Origin of the sequence: Paenibacillus pedocola (assembly GCF_031599675.1) — a bacterium.
GTDB lineage: Bacteria > Bacillota > Bacilli > Paenibacillales > Paenibacillaceae > Paenibacillus_AQ > Paenibacillus_AQ pedocola.
Genome location: NZ_CP134223.1, coordinates 6,256,576 through 6,275,363, shown reverse-complemented (window position 1 = coordinate 6,275,363; position 18,788 = coordinate 6,256,576). Strand labels below are relative to the sequence as shown.

The 18,788-nt window shown below is 53.5% G+C and carries 15 protein-coding genes and 1 riboswitch; of the genes, 12 read left to right on the top strand and 3 right to left on the bottom strand.

The genetic code is table 11. The features are described 5' to 3' along the window. Positions 1 to 33: 33 nt before the first annotated feature. Positions 34 to 1,239, bottom strand: coding sequence for an MFS transporter (locus QU597_RS27820; RefSeq protein WP_310830707.1), 1,206 nt, complete (start codon positions 1,237 to 1,239; stop codon positions 34 to 36). 137 nt (positions 1,240 to 1,376) lie between these two features. Here QU597_RS27820 and QU597_RS27815 point away from each other — a divergent pair, with 137 nt between their 5' ends. Together QU597_RS27815 and QU597_RS27810 are read left to right on the top strand one after the other, a co-directional pair. Beyond that, positions 1,377 to 1,775, top strand: coding sequence for a winged helix-turn-helix transcriptional regulator (locus tag QU597_RS27815; RefSeq protein WP_310830706.1), 399 nt, complete (start codon positions 1,377 to 1,379; stop codon positions 1,773 to 1,775). Between the two features lie 242 nt (positions 1,776 to 2,017). Continuing rightward, positions 2,018 to 2,698 (top strand): S-layer homology domain-containing protein, encoded by a 681-nt coding sequence (locus QU597_RS27810; protein WP_310830705.1) that lies wholly within the window; start codon positions 2,018 to 2,020, stop codon positions 2,696 to 2,698. Between the two features lie 109 nt (positions 2,699 to 2,807). Here the strand turns inward: QU597_RS27810 and QU597_RS27805 are convergent, their stop codons facing one another. Both QU597_RS27805 and QU597_RS27800 read right to left on the bottom strand, forming a co-directional pair. Beyond that, complete coding sequence (locus QU597_RS27805; protein WP_310830704.1) at positions 2,808 to 3,983, bottom strand: ATP-binding response regulator; 1,176 nt, start codon at positions 3,981 to 3,983, stop codon at positions 2,808 to 2,810. A gap of 54 nt (positions 3,984 to 4,037) precedes the next feature. Beyond that, entirely contained in the window at positions 4,038 to 7,538 is a 3,501-nt protein-coding gene (locus tag QU597_RS27800; protein ID WP_310830703.1) for a response regulator, read from the bottom strand. A gap of 273 nt (positions 7,539 to 7,811) precedes the next feature. After that, positions 7,812 to 7,915, top strand: a riboswitch (purine riboswitch). 198 nt (positions 7,916 to 8,113) lie between these two features. On the opposite strand from QU597_RS27800, the gene QU597_RS27795 reads away from it, so the two are divergent. From QU597_RS27795 to QU597_RS27750, 10 genes are all read left to right on the top strand, one after another. Continuing rightward, complete coding sequence (locus tag QU597_RS27795) at positions 8,114 to 8,719, top strand: xanthine phosphoribosyltransferase (protein ID WP_310830702.1); 606 nt, start codon at positions 8,114 to 8,116, stop codon at positions 8,717 to 8,719. Continuing rightward, complete coding sequence (locus QU597_RS27790; protein ID WP_310830701.1) at positions 8,713 to 10,020, top strand: nucleobase:cation symporter-2 family protein; 1,308 nt, start codon at positions 8,713 to 8,715, stop codon at positions 10,018 to 10,020. Before QU597_RS27795 ends, QU597_RS27790 begins: the two co-directional genes overlap by 7 nt. Before the next feature lie 129 nt (positions 10,021 to 10,149). After that, entirely contained in the window at positions 10,150 to 13,239 is a 3,090-nt protein-coding gene (locus tag QU597_RS27785; protein ID WP_310830700.1) for an ATP-binding protein, read from the top strand. Positions 13,240 to 13,262: 23 nt separating this feature from the next. Beyond that, complete coding sequence (locus QU597_RS27780; RefSeq protein WP_310830699.1) at positions 13,263 to 14,387, top strand: response regulator; 1,125 nt, start codon at positions 13,263 to 13,265, stop codon at positions 14,385 to 14,387. 110 nt (positions 14,388 to 14,497) lie between these two features. After that, positions 14,498 to 14,704: a hypothetical protein gene (locus QU597_RS27775; protein WP_370656288.1), complete on the top strand. Its 207-nt coding sequence runs from the start codon at positions 14,498 to 14,500 to the stop codon at positions 14,702 to 14,704. A 30-nt stretch (positions 14,705 to 14,734) separates the two neighbouring features. Then, positions 14,735 to 15,436, top strand: a complete 702-nt coding sequence (locus tag QU597_RS27770) for a hypothetical protein (protein WP_370656223.1) — start codon at positions 14,735 to 14,737, stop codon at positions 15,434 to 15,436. Continuing rightward, on the top strand, positions 15,433 to 16,644 hold the full coding sequence (locus QU597_RS27765; RefSeq protein WP_310830697.1) for a glutathionylspermidine synthase family protein: 1,212 nt from the start codon (positions 15,433 to 15,435) through the stop codon (positions 16,642 to 16,644). Before QU597_RS27770 ends, QU597_RS27765 begins: the two co-directional genes overlap by 4 nt. A gap of 64 nt (positions 16,645 to 16,708) precedes the next feature. Further along, positions 16,709 to 17,302 (top strand): signal peptide protein, encoded by a 594-nt coding sequence (locus tag QU597_RS27760; protein WP_310833429.1) that lies wholly within the window; start codon positions 16,709 to 16,711, stop codon positions 17,300 to 17,302. Next, positions 17,299 to 17,691, top strand: coding sequence for a DUF350 domain-containing protein (locus tag QU597_RS27755; protein ID WP_206102451.1), 393 nt, complete (start codon positions 17,299 to 17,301; stop codon positions 17,689 to 17,691). The genes QU597_RS27760 and QU597_RS27755 overlap by 4 nt, the downstream gene beginning before the upstream one ends. 104 nt (positions 17,692 to 17,795) lie before the next feature. Beyond that, on the top strand, positions 17,796 to 18,776 hold the full coding sequence (locus tag QU597_RS27750; protein ID WP_310830696.1) for a potassium channel family protein: 981 nt from the start codon (positions 17,796 to 17,798) through the stop codon (positions 18,774 to 18,776). Positions 18,777 to 18,788 lie beyond the last annotated feature (12 nt).

Sequence of the window (18,788 nt, the reverse complement as noted above, 5' to 3'; positions counted from 1 at the left end):
CTCTGAATTAGGCCGGATTGAATGTTTGATTGATTATGCGGCCTTATGCTCCAGTGTCCGTTCGTCCTTCCGCTCCAGCGCACGGCTCCAGGCAGTAAGAAACACTGCCCCAAGCACCATAACCGCTCCGGCCCAGGCGGTATGAATCAGACCCATGTGATCCGTAACCAGTCCTCCGAGATAAGCGCCGATGGCAATGCCTGCATTAAAGGCAGCGATATTAACAGCAGAGGCGATATCTCTGGCACTGGGCGCATACCGGTCCGCCAGGATTACCACATAAGCCTGAAGCCCAGGCACATTCATAAAGGCGAGCAGCCCCATGAAGAAGATCGTAATCAAGGCTGCGGCTTTGAACGGGGCCGTAAAGGTTAGGACCAGCAGAACAACCGCCTGCAGGGCAAACATATAGAACAAGGCGTTCATCGGTTTATGGTTGGCTGCCCTGCCGCCGATCATGTTGCCGATGGCAATGGCAACGCCGTAGACGAGCAGAATAACCGCGACAGTCTGTTCCTTGAAGCCGCTGATCTCATGCAGCAGCGGGGATAAATAAGTGAAGACGACAAAGGTTCCGCCGTACCCTAAAGCGGTGATGGCAAAAGCCAGCAGCAGCCGGCCGTTCGTCACGAGCTTCACCTGCTCGCTGAGCGGCGTGCGGGTGCCTTTGCGCAGTCCTGAAGGGATGAGAATGAGGTTGGCAGCCAGCGCGACAACGCCGGTGGCGACAATGGCGATAAAAGCGGCCCGCCAGCCCAGCTGCTGGCCGAGAAACGTACCGAGCGGTACACCCGTGACGGTAGCGACCGTGAGGCCGGTGAACATAATAGAGATCGCGCTGGCCCTGCGGTTCTCAGGAACAAGATCGGCAGCGATCGTTGAGGCGATTGACATGAACAGGCCGTGCGACAGGGCGGAGATCACCCGGGCAATCAGCAGCAGGGTAATCCCGCCAGCAGCGGCGGCAAGGCTGTTGCCGAGAATGAACAGCACCATCAGCGCAATCAGCAGCGTTTTGCGGGATACCGCTGTAGTCAGCGATGTCAGCACGGGGGCACCGAAGGTGACGCCCAGGGCATACAATGTGACGGTCAGACCCGCCGCAGTTACGGATATATGCAGGTCATCAGCAATGAGCGGCAGCAGGCCGACACTGATAAACTCGGTTGTTCCGATAGCAAAAGCGCTGACTGCCAGAGCCAGCAGCGCTAGGGTGCTTCTTCTTTGTTCTAAGGACATGTTTTCCACTCCTATAGTATGGTAATCACCGGCCGGTAAATGCTATTATGAATTATGCAGGCAATAATGGATAGTACGTACTTTCAAGTAATATAGGTACTAAAAAGTACCCATAACATAATTTTCAGGAGGACCTCATGTCCAAAAAATATAATATCTCTGTGGAAGCGACGCTGGAGGTTATCGGAGGCAAATGGAAATGCGTCATCCTCTGCCACCTGACGCATGGCAAGATGCGGACCAGTGATTTGAAGCGCCATATGCCGAACATTACGCAGAAAATGCTTACCCAGCAGCTCCGTGAACTGGAGCAGGACGGCATTGTCAACCGGATCAGCTATAATCAGGTACCGCCCAAAGTAGAATATGAGCTAAGTGATTACGGAAAATCACTGCGCTCCATTCTGGATTCCTTATGCGCCTGGGGGGAGCAGCATATCATCAGAGAATACGGCGACAAGTTCGCCGTACTGGAGGATAATGTACTCAACCATAAGAAGCTTGAGGTCCAGACAACCGGGGCGGAGCAGCTGTAACGCATCAAGTCCGGTTCAGCGCTGGAGTGCAGACGGACCGGGCAAGACAGCATAGCTCACCCAATCCGATCATCAATATAGTCGTGCCGGCCAGCCCGGCTTCCTGCGGACAAACGCAGGGAGCCGGGCTTTTTGGCGCTTCGCAAGATAGCGTTAGGGGAGCTGCAACCTTTCTGCATCCCACCCGTCTGGAAGAAAGAAGCACAGATCCCGCAAACTAAACTATTATGAGGTGATCCATCATGAAGACTACTACATTTAAACGGCTGACCCTGTCGGCAGCAGCGGTACTGACCCTGACGTTTGCCGGACAGAGCTTGGCGGCCGCCGCATCCTTTGATGACTTGAATGCCACACCGGCTAAAGATAAAATTGTACAGCTACAGCAGCAGGGCGTGCTCCACGGGGTAAGCGATACTAAATTCCTCCCGGATGCTCCGGTTACAGCTGCGCAGGGGATTCAAATGTTCGTAAACGCTTTTGACCTGAACATTGATCTGCTGCGGTTCTTCAAAGCGCCGCTGGCGACCGACTACTACGCAAATGCCAATAATGATGCCTGGTATGCGGACGCGCTGATCATCGCGGCCAATAACGATATCGGCCTGCCATCAGACCTTGATCCCGGCAAGAAATGGACGCGCGAGGAGTTCACCCATCAGCTGATCCTGACCATCGAGAAGCACAGCAATCTTCCGATGATCAAAATCATGCCGGTGGTCATCGCCGACAACGCGGAGTTCACCTCCGGGTATGACGGCTCCATCCAGCGGGCGCTGGTGCTGGGCATCGCCAGTCTGGACAGCAGCGGCAAGTTCCATCCGGCTAGGGGGATTACGCGTGCTGAAGCCGCGGAAATGATCTATAACGCCCTGGAGTACATTACTGCGCATCCTGCTCCGGCGGGACTGACCGGCGAATAAGCTCCGGGCACTGCCCCCGGCAGACGCCGTAGCCGGATAAACACACAAAAACCGCAAGCGCTCCATATCCCGGAGACTTGCGGTTTTTGTGTGTTTTGAGCAGCGGATCTTAATCCGGGCTGCCTTCGGTGACCTGAATCGTAAAGACAAACGCCGCACCCTGCTCCATATCCGGCCGGGCGTAGATGGTACCGCCCATCAGCTCCACCAGCATTTTGCAGATGGAGAGGCCAAGGCCCGTCCCCTTGAACTTGTGATCAATGGTCGCGCCGATCTGGGTGAAGGGCTGGAACAGATATTTCATTTTGTCAGCAGGGATCCCGATGCCTGTATCCTCAATGACGAATTCCAGCTGCAGCACACCATCCAGCACCTGTCTGAGGCCCGCATGGACCTTCACACTTCCGCTGGAGGTGAATTTAATCGCGTTACCGATCAGATTGTTCAGTACCTGTCTAAGCCGGTTGGGGTCACCGACCAGCAGGTCCGGAATATTCGGGTCAATGAACATTTCCAGCTGCAGGTCGCGTTTCAAGGCCAGCGCTCTGAACATGTCGATCGTTTCCTTGAGGCAGGAGCGGAAGTTGAACAGCTCGTAGTCCAGCTCCATTTTGCCGGATTCAATCTTCGTGAAATCGAGAATGTGGTTGATGACAGACAGCAGCGCATGACCGCTGGTATGAATGATTTCAGCCATCTCCAGATCATCCGGCGTCAGCTCCGAGGTTCTCAGCACATCCGACATTGCGATAATGCCATTGAGCGGGGTGCGGATTTCATGGCTCATCATGGCGAGAAAGCCGCTTTTGATCCTTAGGGCAAGCTCCGCCGTATCCTTCAGTTCCGTGAGCACGATATTAGCCGATTCCAGCTCCTGCGATTTAATCTGCAGCTCCTTGCGGGTCTGGTACAGGCGGACGAAGCCGTCGATCTTGCTTTTCAGGACTAGGGGATGGAAGGGCTTCGTCAGAAAATCAATTGCTCCGGCTGAATAGGCCATCATATAGTTCTCCAGCTCGGAGGTAAGTGCGGTTAGAAAAATAATCGGGATATCCCGCGATTTCTTGCGCATTTTTATCCGTTTGGCCGTTTCGAAGCCATCCATGTCCGGCATCAGCACATCCATAATGATTAGCGCAAATTCCTGCTCCAGCAGGCATTTCAGGGCATCCATCCCGGAGGTTGCGCCAATCAGCTGATAGGGTGTGTCAGCGAGCAGGGCCTGAATGGAGAGAAGTTCATCCGGCCGGTCGTCTACAAGTAAAATATTTACAGGATATTCCATAGTTCCTCCCACCGAGTCAAAATGTTCTGTAGGTCCGTTGCTGAGCTCCGGCAGTTATTGAATTAACCATACCTTGAGCACAGTAACCAGCTGTGTAGTGTTAATCGGCTTGGAGATGTAGTCGGAGGCACCGGCCTGCAGGCATTTGATCCGGTCCTCCTCCAAAGCACGCGCGGTCAGGGCTATAATTACCATCTGGTCATACTCGGGTCTGGATCGGATATGCTTCATCGTCTCATACCCGTCCATTTCCGGCATCATAATATCCATGAATACAAGCTGGGTTTCCGGATGCTGTTCCAGATGCTCCAGCGCTTCCCGGCCGTTTTGGGCAAAGCTGATATCCATATTATAGCCTTCAAGTACACTCGACAACGCAAAAATATTACGCATATCATCATCTACGAGCAGAATGCTTTTCCCGGCAAAGGCGGCCTCCGGATTATGCAGCTTCTCGATCAGCAGCTGTTTGTCCGGCGGCAGGTCAGCATGCTTGCGGTGCAGGTACAGTGCGGTTTCATCGTAGAGCCGCTCCATCGACCGCACATTCTTGATCACGATGCTCTCGGCATAATGCTTCAACCGCTGCTCGTCGGACTTGCTGAGATCTTTTCCGGTATAGATAATGACCGGCAGGGTTTGCAGCTTGCGGTTGGTTTTGACCTGCTCGAGCAGATCAAAGCCGCTGATGTCGGATAAGCCCAGATCCAGCACCATGCAGTCAAAATGGTGACTGCTCAGCTGCTCCATGGCTTCCCGCCCGGTACCGACGGCGACAATGCGCACATCGGGATGAGCGATGAACTCCACAAGGCTGCTGCGCAGCAGCTGGTTGTCCTCTACGATCAGCAGGCTTTTGACCGGACGCCGGATATACGTTTCAATCTGCAGGAAGGAAGCCTCCAGCTCGGTCTGGTCGCTCGGCTTCTTCCAGAAGGAGAGGGCGCCCATCGCCAGGCTCTGCTGGTTCTCTTCGGTGGTTGAAATGACGTGTACCGGAATGTGGCGCAGCTCCGGCCGGCTCTTTAGCCGGCTGATGATCGACCAGCCGTCAAGAACGGGGAGGTGCAGGTCGAGCAGAATCGCATCCGGCTTGTAGGCATGGGCCAAAGCGAGACCCTGGTCACCCTGGAAGGCCACAATCGCCTTGAAGCCTCTGCTGCGGGCCAGCTGCAGCAGAATCGCCGCGAACTCGGCATCTTCTTCGATAATCAGAAGCAGAGTGTCACTGCTAAGGAGATTATTCCGGTCATCGTCCATTTCAGCGAACTGCAGCAGCTTCGGATTGGAAATCGAAATGTCGGGTACGAAGGACTCCCGGAATGCGGATTGTTCCTTGACCGCAGGTTCCGGGTCAATGATCTCCATAGTGGCCGCAGCTGCGAAGGAGGCGGCTACCTGGGCAAGTGTATCCTCATCAGGCAGCGCAGCGGGGATAGTCAGCGAGAAGGTGCTGCCCTTGCCTTCCAGGGAATCGACCTCGATTCTTCCGCCGAGCAGGGTGGCCAGCTCACGGCAGATGGTGAGGCCCAGGCCCGTGCCGCCGTACTTGCGGCTGGTTGTGCCGTCGGCCTGCTGGAAGGCTTCGAAGATGCTGTCCAGCTTGGACGGAGCAATGCCGATCCCGGTGTCGCTGACCGAGAAGATCACTTCATCACTGCTTGGGCGGATGGATAGTGAGACAGAACCCTGCTCGGGAGTGAACTTCACGGCGTTCGACAGCAGATTGTTAATGATCTGCTGGAGCCGGTGGCCGTCGGTCATCAGATGCTCCGGCAGTCTGCTGTCACAATGGACGTCAAAGCGGATATTCTTTTTCTTCGCCTGCTGCTCGAACCGGCGGAACAGATGAGTGCTGACATCATGCAGCGCAACGGGCTCCAGCACAGGCGTCATTTTGCCGACCTCGAGCTTCGCCAGATCGAGAATCTCATCGATCAGCTGAAGCAGATCCTTGCCGGCCGAGAAGATGGTATGCACGTATTCAAGCTGTTTTACACCGAGATTACCTTCCTTGTTCTCAGCCAGAATCTGTGACAGGATCAGCAGGCTGTTCAGCGGTGTACGCAGTTCATGCGAGACGTTGGCAAGAAACTCCGACTTGTATTGTGCGGCCATGAAGATCTCTTCCGCCTGGGCTTTGATCTCGGCTTTCTGCTGTTCGGTCAGCTCCATCTGCTGCAGCAGATTATTGTTGGAGGTAGCCAATTCTTCGGCCTGTGCTTGCAGCTCCTCGGTCTGTACCTGCAGCTCCTCGGTTTGCGCCAGCAGCTCTTCCTTTTGGTCCTGGAGCTCATTCGTCTGGGCCAATAGCTCGTCGGCCTGCTCCTGGATCTCCTCTTTCTGCCGTGCGGTCAGCTCCATCTGCTGCAGCAGATTATTGTTAGAGGTAGCCAATTCTTCGGCCTGTGCCTGCAGCTCCTCGGTTTGCGCCAGCAGCTCTTCCTTTTGGTCCTGGAGCTCATTCGTCTGGGCCAATAGCTCGTCGGCCTGCTCCTGGATCTCCTCTTTCTGCCGTGCGGTCAGCTCCATCTGCTGCTGCAGATTATTGTTGGAGGTAGCCAATTCCTCGGTCTGTGCTTGCAGCTCCTCCGTTTGCGCCAGTAGTTCTTCTGTCTGCGCCTCCAGCTCCTGGGTCTGGGCCTGCAGCTCCTCGGTCTGCGCCTCAAGTTCATCCTTCTGCAGTTGAGTTTCACTGAGCAGTTCCTCAATACGGGCAACATCGGCCAGTGTGTTGATCAGAACCCCCATGTTCTGGCCGGTCCGCTCGATGAATTGCAGCTCCTTGTCGGCCAGTTCTTTCATCAGGGCCAGCTCAACCACGGCGACTACCTCGGTCTCATAAAGCACCGGCAGCAGAATCAGTGTGGAGGGAGCTGCTTCGCCCAGTCCGGAGTGAACCCTGACGTAATTCTCCGGCAGATGGTGCATCACGATCATTTGCCCGTCAACTGCGCATTGACCAACCAGTCCGCTGCCCAGCCTGAACGGTTCACGGTTCACGGAGGCTTCATCAAAAGCATAGCCGGCCGTGAATTGCAGCTGGTTATGCTGTACCAAGTACACCGCCCCGTAGCTTCCGCCGACAGCAGACGCCAGACGGCCGATGAAGATTCGCGCCGCCGTCTGCAAATGCACGGAGCCCTGAAGCATCAGGACCATTTCCGACACCTCGGTATTGATCCAGGCCTGTTCTTCGGCCTTCAGCCGCAGGCTGCGTTCTTCTTCCGTCTTGTGGTGCAGATCCATTCCAAGGGTATAAAAGGACTGTGCCAGCTGTCCCAATTCATCACTATCGGCAGTAGCCTTTCCCGAGGAATCAAGTGTACCTTGGGCAATATCCTGCGATATTGTAAGGATGCTGCCGATACCGCGGGTTAAGCTCCGGTGAATGCCAGCCAGGAAGAAAGTGCTAAGCAGAATGCCTGCTGTACCCGCCCCTAAAGACAGATAAAGCGGAACTCCTTCCAGATAGATAATAGATATAGTAATCATACTGCCAATCAGCAGTATAGAAGCGAGTGCCGCGAACCAAATCTGTTGTTTTATTTTCATGCTATTCCGCCTTTATGTCGCTAGTTTTACTAATTATACTTTTAATAGAGATGCGGTGATAGGGCAAACAAGGGCAAAAGGCCAGTTTAACCATAAATTAGTATGATTTTCAGGCATTCACTGCGATATTCTGCTGTTTTATTATTGTCCCACTACCGGTTCTGAAAGAAATATATGTATCTCATGAAAAATTGTCATTAAATGCTGAAATTTTTCACGAATTAAAGCTTGTAAGGAGCGTACAGAGCGTGTAAGATATACAAAGGTTTTAATCGGATTATTCATATAACAACTCATATAATCTTGGGAATATGGCCCATAAGTTTCTACCGGATAACCATCGTAATTGTCCGACTATGAGTGAAATAGCGCATCTAGGGTTCCGTTTTCTATGCCGTGCGGAGGTATAGGAAAGGCTGGTCCGAGCGATGCGGACACTGCGATGTGTTACACCACTTAGGGACAAAAGCCCAGAAGGACAGATTCACTTGAGAGAAACGCTCAAGTGAATCTGTCCTTTTTTGTTTCGCTAAAGGATTGGGCGGGAAGAACCTTGAAGGAGAGAAGCTGCTGTTATGAGAGTATTAGAGGAACGTATTAGAGAAGAAGGCCTGATCCTGTCGGAGACCGTACTGAAGGTGGACTCGTTTCTGAACCATCAAGTGGATACGGAGCTTGCCCTGCAAATCGGGCAGGAGTTCAAGACAGTCTTTGGACATCTGCCGGTTACAAAGATCTTAACCGTGGAGGCCAGCGGGATCCAGTTCGCCATGGCAGCGGGAATTGCGCTGGGAGTTCCCTTTATTTATGCCAAGAAAAAGAAGGCTGTTACCTTGTCAGAAGGGGTCTATTCGGCACCGGTTCATTCGTTTACCCGTCAGGAAGACTACCTGATCAGCATTTCACAGAAATATCTGGGGCCGGAGGACAAAGTGCTGATCGTTGATGATTTCCTCGCTACCGGGGCTGCGTTGGTCGGACTGGTTGATATCGTTATGGAATCAGGGGCACAGCTACTGGGCGTGGGCTGTGTGATTGAGAAGAGCTTTCAGGAAGGGCGGAGCCTGCTGGAGAAGAGAGGCATTCCGGTGCATGCACTGGCACGCATCTCTTCCATGGCTCCGGGAGAAGTTCATTTTATCGCTAATGAAGAGCAGATTAAGGAGAGTGCAGGATGTTAAGTAAGCAAAAGGTATTCGCTCTGGGATTGCAGCATGTGCTGGCGATGTACGCGGGGGCGGTCATTGTACCGCTGGTTGTAGGGGGCGCACTGAATTTGAGCGCAGCGCAGATGGCTTATCTGATCGCCGCCGATTTATTCACCTGCGGATTGGCCACTTTGCTGCAGGTAATCGGCAGCAAGCACTTCGGCAGCGGCCTTCCGGTCGTGCTGGGCTGCACATTTACCGCGGTCAGCCCGATCATTGCCATTGCCTCGGGCTCTAACCTGGCAACCGCTTATGGTGCGATTATTATATCCGGCCTGTTTGTAGTGCTGGCAGCCCCGGTTTACGGGAAGCTGCTGAAGTTCTTCCCTACGGTAGTCACCGGATCTGTGGTGACGATCATTGGACTGTCGCTTATTCCGGTAGCGATGAACAATGTGGCTGGCGGTCAGGGCAGCGCCGATTTTGGACAGCCCCGCAATCTGCTGCTGGCCTTGATCACGCTGCTGGTTATCCTTGTGGTGAACCGGCTGGCTACAGGCTTCCTGCGTTCTGTTTCGGTGCTGGTAGGCCTCGCTGCCGGTACGGCAATTGGCTACTTCTTCGGTCTGGTTGATTTCTCTGCCGTTGGTACGGCCTCTTACGTCAGTATCGCCCAGCCTTTCTATTTCGGCTGGCCGCAGTTCAGTGTGACGGCAATTTTCACAATGATTATCGTCAATATCGTTTCAATGGTCGAATCGACAGGTGTGTATTTCGCGGTTGGCAAGGCTACGGATCAGAAGGTGGAGGAGAAGCAGATCGTAAACGGCCTGCGCTCTGAAGGGCTGGCGATTATGCTGGGCGGGCTGTTCAACGCTTTTCCGTATACGGCGTTCTCCCAGAATGTCGGTCTGTTGTCCCTGACCCGTGTTAAGACACGCAATGTGATCTTCGCGGCAGGCGGAATTATGGTTGTGCTGGGTCTGCTGCCTAAGCTGGCGGCGCTGACAACCGTTGTGCCGAATGCGGTGCTGGGAGGCGCAATGATCGTGATGTTCGGGTCTGTCGCCGCTTCCGGGATGTCTATTCTGTCCGAGGTGGATCTGCGCAAGGACGGCAATCTGCTGATTGCCGCCTGCAGCATTGCCGTTGGCTTAGGCTCCGCAGTACTGCCTTCCATGTTTGACCAGCTGCCGGAATTCGCCAGAATGCTGCTGCAAAACGGTATCGTTTCGGGATCGCTGACAGCGATTGTTCTGAACATCTTTTTATCCAAGACCCAGGATCATACCGTTGCTGCTGCTTCTCCGGCGCCTGCCCAAGAGATGAAATAAAAATCTTCCAATTCAATCTATTAAAAGTTTGACTGCCGATTCCGAAATAAGTGGAATCGGTTTTTTTCTTTATTTACGAAAGTATTCCAATGTATAATTTTCACACGCGGCCAGAAAGGGGCAGAGAATATGAAGAAATATTGGCTAAGCATACTGTGCAGCGTGCTGCTGGTATGCATAGTGCCGTTGTTCTCCATCCTTCAGAACCTTGTGGTGAAACAGGATATGCCGGTTTCCAGGCAAGGCATGATCGATTTGCGGAATTGGGATTTCCAGCAGGACGGGGTCGTGAAGCTGAACGGGGAATGGGAGTTTTACCGTGACAGGCTGCTGACGCCGGAGGATTTTCATTCACGGGAGTCCGGCCGGGCGGCTCCGGCAGTGTCTACGATGATCAACGTGCCGGAGAAATGGAATACCTACATATCGGCTACGGGAAAAACGCAGGCCAAAGGCTTTGCCACCTACCGTCTGCAGGCGAAGGTCTCCGGCGGACAGGCAGTCGTATATGGCCTGCGTACGCTTAATATCCGGTCTGCAAGCCGGATATTCATGAACGGCCAGGAGATCGGGAGCAGCGGTTTCCCCGCGGCCACTCCATCCGGGGGCAAATCTAACAATATTCCATACATGGGATTCGCTGCAGTGAACGGCGATAAGCTGGAGATTATAGTACAAGTGTCAAATTACATTTATTCCTCCGGCGGTATTGTACAGCCGATCATCATCGGGGGGCAGTCGGCTATTCTGAAGCACCGGGAATTTGCCCTGTTTGTGGACGGGGCAACGCTGTTCGGATTTTTCACGCTTGCCTTGTTTCTGCTGATGTTCTCCAGGATAAGGGCGAGCCGGGGAATTACGCTGTATCTGGGATTGTTCAGCCTCGCGGCTCTTGTGTATATACTGACCCATGGGGAGAAGCTGATTTCAGCTGTCATGCCCGGTCTGCCCTACGAAATTGTGCTGAAGCTGCAGCTCGCCTCCTCCACACTTGTCTACTATTATCTGCTAAGATACGTAGCTAACTCGATCAACTATCCGATGCCCGAAGCGGTTATGAAAGCCTCCAAAGCGATTACTTCCGTGCTTCTGCTGATCGCAGTGTTCGTTCCGGCGCAGTATTTCAGCTATCTGGAAGGAATGCTGTTGACCTGGGGCGTTGTGGCTATAAGCTTTGTGCTCTACTCTATGGTCACCGGGACCAGGCAAAATCCGAAGAACATGTTCCTGATGATGGTCAGCATCGAAAGCCTGAGTGTAGTCATCATTTACTATCTGGCCAGCGTCTGGAATCTGGCCTTTCATTATTACGTGCTGTCCTATGAAATTATTCTGTTCGGATTCTTCCAGGCCATTGTGATGGCCCGCCAATATGCCGCTTCTTTCCTTGAAGTGGAGCAGCTCTCCCGCAGACTGATCACGCTGGACGGGCTGAAGGATGACTTCATGGCCGCTACCTCCCGTGAATTGCGCAGCCCCTTGCAGGGGATTGTGAACATTGCGCAGACGCTGGCGGAGGGGGCGGCAGGCCCTTTAAATGCTCAGCAGAACGGACAGCTGTCGATGGTTGTCTCCACCGGTAAACGACTGTCCGCCCTGATCAATGATATGTCCGATTTCGCCAAGCTGAACCATGGGGATCTGTTTCTGCAGCGGCAGGCTGTAGATCTCCGTAGCGTAGCTTCTTCTGTTATGGAGGTTACCCGTCATGTAACTGGTAATCCCGGCCTGAGTTTCAGATTGAATCTGCCGGAGGAGCTGCCGCTGATTGAAACGGATGAGCAGCGGTTGGCCCAGATTTTGTTCAATTTATTGGAAAATGCCGTAAATTATACCCAAGCGGGTGTGATAACCGTGTCGGCGGAGGTTAAAGAAGATTATGTGGCTGTTCAAGTGGCTGATACCGGAGCGGGACTTGCACCAGAGCGTTTACGGACGCTTTTTGATGCTTATGACCCGCAAGTCACAGGAGCCCAGAAACTGTACCGCGAAAACAGCCTGGGCCTCAGTATTACCCAGAAGCTGGTGGAGCTGAACGGCGGAAAGATAGAGGTACACTCTACGCTGGGACAAGGGTCGGTATTCCGCTTTACCTTGCCGGTGCTGAAAGAACGGACGGCACTTCTGGGCCAGGAGCTATTGGAAGTCACAGTTTGGGAAACTGCGGCCATGGCGGAGCTGGAAGAAGATTCGCCGGTGCGGACCCGGGAAGGGGAATGCTGCACAATCCTTGTTGTTGATAATGATCCTGTTAATCTGCAGGTGCTGTCCAATGCGCTCCGGCTGGAGAAGCATCAGGTGATTACGGCTGTCAGCGGTCCTGAGGCGCTAATGATTATGCAGAAGCAGCCTGAACTTGACCTGGTCGTCATGGATTGGGCTATACCGGGAATGCCTGGATTGGTTTTATGCCAAGCCATTCGTGAGCGGTTCATCTTATCGGAGCTGCCGATACTCGTTCTGACAACCGGGAACCGCCCGGAGGATATTCAGGCCGTTTTTGAGGCAGGTGCCAATGATTATTTGAGCCAGCCTGTGGAGCTGAGGGAATTCAGGGCGCGTGCGCAGACCCTGCTTGATATGCGCAAGTCAATCCGCATGTCTGTTGAGACGGAAATCGCTTTTCTGCAGGCGCAGATCAAGCCCCATTTTCTATATAATGCGCTTAATGCTATTATCTCGGTTTGTCCGGATGATCCGGAGAAGGCAACCGATCTGCTGCTGGATCTCAGCCAATATCTGCGCAGCAGCTTTGACTTTCAGAACCGCGGACAAACCGTACCGATCGGGAAGGAGCTGGAGCTGGTGCGCTCTTATCTGGCTCTGGAGAAGGCAAGGTTTGACGAACGGCTGAACATTGAAATCGATGTGCCCGAGGGAATCAGGGAGCTGATCCCGCCGCTCAGCATTCAGCCGATAGTCGAAAATGCCGTAAACCATGGACTGATGCAAAAGGAATCCGGAGGAACGGTCACGTTGACCATCAGGCTTCTGCCGCGCCAGCTGGTAATTGCTGTCTCTGATGACGGAATCGGTATGTCCCATGAGCGGATTGGTGAGGTGCTGTCGGAAGAACGTACCGGAGGCGGCATTGGTCTGAGAAATATTCAGCGGCGGCTGCTCAAAATATATGGAACCGGCCTAATGATTGAGAGTGTTCCCGGCACGGGAACCCGGATTTCCTTCGCTATTCCTCGAACGGACGCAGCTTTAGAATGACAAATAAGAGGTGAACCCGGCCTATGAAGGCAATATTGATAGATGATGAAAAACCTGCGCTGCAGCACCTTGAACGCCTGCTGGCCAGAGACGGGCGGCTGCAAATTACCGGCAAATACACTTCGGGAAAAATGGGGCTCCAGCATCTGCAGCAGGAGAAGGCCGACATCGTCTTCCTGGATATCGGAATGCCGGAGATGAATGGCCTGGAAGCAGCCGAGCATATTATGGGAGTGGACCGCAGTATCCGGATTGTCTACATTACGGCGTACACTGATTATGCCATTGATGCGTTTGAACTGAATGCGGTTGATTATCTGCTAAAGCCGGTTACTGCCCAGCGGCTGAACAAAACGCTGGAGCGGCTGGTGGGCCGTGAAGAACCGGCAGAGGAAGCTTCCGTATCCCCGGCAGCCGGAGACAATCCCTATATCCGCTGCTTCAAACGGCTTGAGTTCATGGACCAGAAAGACCCGGGGCGGAAAACACAGTGGAGAACAAGCAAGGCGCAGGAGGTTTTCGCGTTAATGCTTCATTACCACGGGCAATGGATCCTGAAGGATATAATCGTGGATCTCGTCTGGCCGGATTTCCAGCCGGAGAAGGCGGTTACCAATCTGCATACAACGGTGTATCATATCCGCAAGCTCCTGAAGACCTGGGGGATGGACGTGGTTGTGGAATTTTCGCAGGAACGCTACCGCCTGGTTCTAGGGAATGTGGCGCTGGATGTGGAGCAATTCGTACGCGGCTGGCTGGGCGGCCCTGTGGAGAACGAACAGGAATGGGAGCGCCGGGAGGCTGTGCTGGCCTTATACCGCGGGGATTATTTAGGCGAGCATCATTATGACTGGGCCGAGACGAAGCGCAAGGAGCTGCGGGCCAAGTATCTCCAGATGGCACTCCGTTCGGCAGAGTATGAACTGGGCTCCCAGCGTCCGCAGCAGGCACTTACACGGCTGACTGCCTTGCAGGAGGTAGATCCCTATTCGGAGGATATTTGCAGGCTGGCACTGCGCAGTTATGCGGATATGGGTGATTTTCTGGGATTCAGAAACCACTACGAGAACTACAAAGCGCTGTTGCAAAGCGAACTGGGAATTCATCCCGGCAGCATTATGGATAACTGGGTGCAAAAGGTCTTTTAGTACCCTTTCCCTTCCTTCTGTTCCTGTTCAGGATGAAACGAAAAGAGGATAATTGCGTATCAGAAGCGTAATAGTTAACAGGAAGGAAGTGTAATAAAGTGGATAATGGAATGGGTGTCATTCTGCTGGAAAAAATGCCGGAGGGCGACCTTCGCGTCATTGAGGAGCGCACGTGGAGTATGAATATGATTACCGCGCTGGAGCATGTCAATTACATTGTGGTCGGCAACCGGGAGTTTGAAGCGGTTGAAGGGCGGCTGAATGTGGACCAGGGGAAGCTGGAGCTTCTGCTCGTCCCGATGCGGACCGAAGACTAAATGTAGGTGTCAGGAAAGGAGGCAAAAAGGTTGGAGAACGATGAGCAAAAACCGAAGGGACCGGACAGAGAATCAGCCGGGTCCAAATTGTTTAATGCGGAAGGCAAACCGCTGCGTGTATTGTCCACCTCGCTGGGCATTGCGCTGCTGGCCAATGCGATGTTCATTCCGGGAGGCGTTCATGCCACCGGGAGCGGCAGCGGAGAAGAACCGCAGCTGGTCTCCTGGTCGACCGAAGAGGTCAAAGCTTATTTTGACAAAAATGTAGACTGGAACATTCCTTATCCGGAAGAGAACGCTGGAGAGACGGTGCAGGAGGGGACGGGAGTTGTTACCTCAGGCGGAACGACAGTCATCAATAACTACGGCGGCTACAGCTCCGGATTTGGCTGGGACGATCTGCTGCTCTACCACATGCTGTTCAACAGCGGTTCCTTCTATTCGTCCAGAGGCTGGTACAATGACCGGCCAACCTATTACGGCGGTACACGGACTACCTATAGACCACCGTCTTACAACAGCGGCAGCTTTCAGAATAAGCCGGTCGCCGGGTCAGTGGTTAAGCCGAGGACATCCACCTCTTCCACAGGTTCCATCACCCGAAGAGGCTCTTCCAAGGCCGGCGGGGTCGGAGGCACATCAAGTGGCCTGGGCTCTTCCAAGAGTTCAAGCTCCAGCAAGTCCGGTTCGTCATCCCGGTCCGGCTCCAGCAAGAGCGGTTTCGGCGGATGACCAAGGTAGAGAGTGTCTTTCAATTACTGGATCAGTCAGCGCTGGAACGGGCGCCCCGGGTAGAACAGCTGCGTGAGCTGGGCTTTACCTGGGCTGATCTTGGGGAGGAAGAGTACTGGCTGGATGCTATTGCAGTCATGCCGGGAGAGCTTTACAGGGAGCTGGAGGAGGCTTCCGGGAAGTTATGGATGATCCTCGATAAAGCGGTACGGTACGTCCACCGCAGGCATGATCTGTATGATCTGCTCGGCATCCCTCCTGTACTGTGGCAGATGCTGGATGACATGCCGCTGCCGGAACCGGGCCTGATCAGCCGTTATGCCCGGTTTGATTTTGCCGTGGCGGATGACGGCAGTATTAAGCTGCTGGAGCTGAATGCGGATACACCCACAGGTTATGTGGAAGCTTCCATCGCGACACCATGGATCTGCGGGCAGGCCGGAATATCCAGCCCGAATGCTGGGATGAAGGAGCAGCTGGCCGGAGCCTGGGGTGAGGAACGCCCGGACACGGCAGCTTGTGTGGCCTATGGCTCTCATCAGGAGGATTCCGGCACGATTGAGGCGCTGGTCCGCCACAGCGGCCTGGACATTAAATGTGTGGATTGTCTGGATTTATGGATTGATAACGGAACGGTGTATGACGGGGAGAACCGGAGAATTGAGCGGATGTTCGCCCTGTATCCGAAGGAATGGATGGCGGTTGACGAAGGCGGAGATGCCCTTGCTTATGCCATAGAGACCGGGCGCCTGCAGCTGTTCAACGGACCGCACAGCATTCTGCTGCAGTCCAAGGGACTGATTGCCGCGGTATGGGGCATGTATGAACTGGGGCTGCTGTTTACCGAAGAAGAACGCGGGGCCATTTCCAGCTACATCCTGCCGACCTACAATAAGCCGGTATTCTCCGGAAGCTTTGTGTCCAAATCGGTGTTCGGACGTGAAGGCGGTTCAGTACGTCTGTATGGCGACACCGGGGAACTTGAGCTTCAGGATGAGGAAGGCTTTGACAGCAGTGTATTATTCCCGACCGTGTACCAGAAGCGGGCACAACTGGCCCGGATTCAAACGGCGGAGGGTGAGCTTCATCTGCTGACCGGCATGTTCGTGATCAACGGGAAGCCCTGCGGGCTGCTCGGGCGGGCAGGCGGGCCGATTACAGGCAATGCCAGTCATTTTATCGCGCTAGGAGTGAGGGAGCTTGAATAGGAACCAACTGAGAGAGAAGCGGATCAACGGAAAAGCGAGGATCCGGCTGAGTGCAGTTTTGGGTATGCTGCTGCTTGCGGTGCTGCTGAGTGCATGCTCCAGCAACGAAGACAGTGTATTTCATACCGGGACTTCAGCAGAAACAACGGCCAGCGTATCGCGTGTACCCTGGGATTACCGGGTAGTGGAGAGTACAGTGGGCGATTTGATCGGCAGCGACATGACTGTATTGCCTGATAATGAGCTTCTGCCCAATGACGGCAATTATGCTACAGGCGACAAGATTTGGACACTGCAGTTTATGGATGCCGAGTTGACTACAGATGCCGATCAAAAGAATGAGGTCCGCCTGTCCGCCTGGACTACGATCAAATCGTACGGGACGCAAGAGACGGCAGCGGAAGATCTGAAGAATCTGAAGGTATCAATTACCACCGATGTTGACCTTGTCGGGGTATACAAGACCAAGTACCAGGAGAAGACGAGAAACTTCGCCGTGCTTGAGCTGCCCTCCGGCAACCGGATCAAGCAGCCGATAGACGATAAGCGCTACACGGCACTGGAGAAAGCAAAAAAAGCCTCTGTAGTGCTGGAGGAAGTGCATGATTTCGCCGATTATGATTCGGCTTATGCGAAATTTCGGGGGTGGGCAAATTGACGATAGTTATTAATCTGGTAGTAAGTGTTTTAACGATCATTCTGCTGCAAGTGCTCGGCATGGTCGTCTTTACCCTGATGACTCCATTTAAGGATATGGATGAGATTAAGAAGGGCAATGTCGCTGTGGCTCTGGCGCTCGGCGGCAAATTCCTGGCTACGGCGATTATCCTTGGGGTAGCGGCCTATACGAATACGTCGATCTGGCACATGATGCTGTGGTTCGCTGTAGGGTATGTCTGCCTGATCGCGGCGTACTGGATATTTGAGCTGTTTACCCCTGGCTTCAGAATATCCGAACAGCTGCAAAAGGGAAATGTAGCCGTGGGCACCATGCTTTGTCTGGTTTTCATCGGAACCTCCTTTGCCGTCAGCAGTCTGATCATTTAAGCTTCTGGGGCTGCCCCGCACGGTGTCATCTGTGCGGGGCACCACATTAATCAGGGAAGAGGGGCGGGCGGATGCATTTTCTCCTCAGGATATCAGGAAAGCTGATGGCTCTTAAGAAGAAGACCATTGCACTTATGATTCTTTGTTTTGTTGTTCTGAGCGCCACCATTGCCTACACACTGGAGCCTGGTACCTTTAACAACTGGTTCAACGCGTTCTACTGGGTAATGACAACGATGTCTACCGTCGGGTATGGCGATTTTTTTGCCAAGACGTTTTCCGGTAAGCTGTTTACTATTTTTCTATACATTTTTGGCATCGGTCTGTTAAGCCTGGTCATCGGTAAAGTGGTTGAGGCCATGGGGGAGATACAGAGGAGGAGAGGGGCTGGAACCTTGAGCTTTCACGGGAAAAATCATGTGCTGCTGATTAATTGGAGCCGGAAAACGCAGGCGGCCGTGGATGAGATTCTATGTTATGACCCGAAGTGCCGGATTGTGATCATTGATGAGACAGGCCAGCATCCGCTGGAGCAGATGGAGCAGGTGCATTTCATCAGCGGCGATGCCTCGAGCGACGATATTCTGCTGAAGGCCGGCATCGGGGAAGCGAGAGCGGCTATAGTATTTGGCGACAACCGCATAGACGAAACCTCGCTGATTGACGGCAAATCGCTGCTGATCGTCTCCAGTATTGAGCGGATCGCCCCGCAGGTACATACTACAGTCGAGATTATGCAGGAGAAGAATATTAAGAATTTCCGGCATGTTCATGTGAATGAGTTCGTACTTTCGCATGATGCCATATCCAGGCTGGCCGTGAGGTCGGCACTGCAGGAAGGGAATTCTGAGGTGATCAGCCAGCTGCTCAGCCGCCAGCATGGCGATGACATCTATGAAGTGCCGCGGAATCCAGCCTGGCGAACCTACGGGGAAGCCTTTCAGGATCTGCTCCTTCAGGGGGCTACCCTAATTTCCGACCATAGCGATATGGGGATTAACCGTAAGCTGGACCAGCCGGTCCCGGCCGATGCACGATTATATATTGTCACCGATGAAGAAACTTACCGTAGAATCAAAGGATAGGAACGGAATGAT